Origin of the sequence: Desertivibrio insolitus (assembly GCF_017355965.1) — a bacterium.
In the GTDB taxonomy this organism is placed as follows: Bacteria; Actinomycetota; Actinomycetes; order Actinomycetales; family Microbacteriaceae; genus JAFIQW01.
Genome location: NZ_JAFIQW010000010.1, coordinates 1 through 1,088, shown reverse-complemented (window position 1 = coordinate 1,088; position 1,088 = coordinate 1). Strand labels below are relative to the sequence as shown.

At 69.6% G+C, this 1,088-nt stretch carries 1 protein-coding gene; it reads left to right on the top strand.

Annotation, left to right across the window (positions count from 1 at the left end):
* Nucleotides 1-1,088 (top strand): aldehyde dehydrogenase family protein (locus JUB10_RS14405; protein WP_207457888.1); only part of this gene is annotated, 1,088 nt, incomplete at both ends.

Here is a 1,088-nt window from a genome sequence, read left to right as displayed (position 1 = left end):
GGCGAGGTCGAGTTCGCCGCGGACATCTACGCCTACTACGCCGACAACGGCCCCGGCTTCCTCGCCGACGAACCCATCCAGGTCGACGAAGGCTCGGCGGTGATCCGGAAGACGGGCATGGGGGTGCTCCTCGGCATCATGCCGTGGAACTTCCCGTACTACCAGATCGCCCGGTTCGCCGGCCCCTCGATCGTCGCGGGCAACACCGTGCTGCTCAAGCACGCCCCGCAGTGCCCCCGCTCCGCCGCCGCCGTGCAGGACATCTTCGCCACCGCCGCCGGTGAGGTCGGCGCCCCCGAGGGCGTCTACCGCAACATCTACGCCTCGAACGAGCAGATCGAGCGGGTCATCGAGGACCGCCGCGTGCTCGGCGTCTCGGTCACCGGGTCCGAGCGGGCCGGCGCCGCGGTCGCCGCGATCGCGGGTAAGAACCTGAAAAAGGTCGTGCTCGAGCTCGGCGGGTCCGACCCGTTCATCCTGCTCTCCACGAACGACCTCGACGCCGCCGTGCAGGACGGCGTCAACGCGCGCCTGGACAACAACGGGCAGTCCTGCAACGCCGCGAAACGCTTCGTCGTGCTCGACGGACTCTTCGACGACTTCGCAGTCAAGTTCACCGAGAAGTTCACCGCCGTCCAGCCCGGCGACCCGATGCAGGAAGACACCCTGCTCGGACCGCTCTCCTCCCAGACCGCGACCGAGCGCCTGCAGGAGCAGCTCGACCGCGCCATCGCCCAGGGCGCGAAGGTGCTGGCCAAGGGCGAGGTGCAGGGCAACTACTTCCCGCCCGCGGTGCTCACCGACATCACCCCCGACATGGACGCCCACCACGAGGAGTTCTTCGGTCCCGTCGCCCTGCTCTACCGCGCCAAGGACGAAGCCGACGCCGTCCGCATCGCCAACGACACCCCCTTCGGCCTCGGCTCCTACGTCTACACGACCGACCCCGAGCAGGCCGACCGGGTCGCCGACCAGATCGACGCCGGCATGGTGTGGGTCAACCTCGTCCTCGGCGACGCCCCCGACCTCCCCTTCGGCGGCACCAAACGCTCCGGCTTCGGCCGCGAACTCGGCCGATCCGCCGTCGA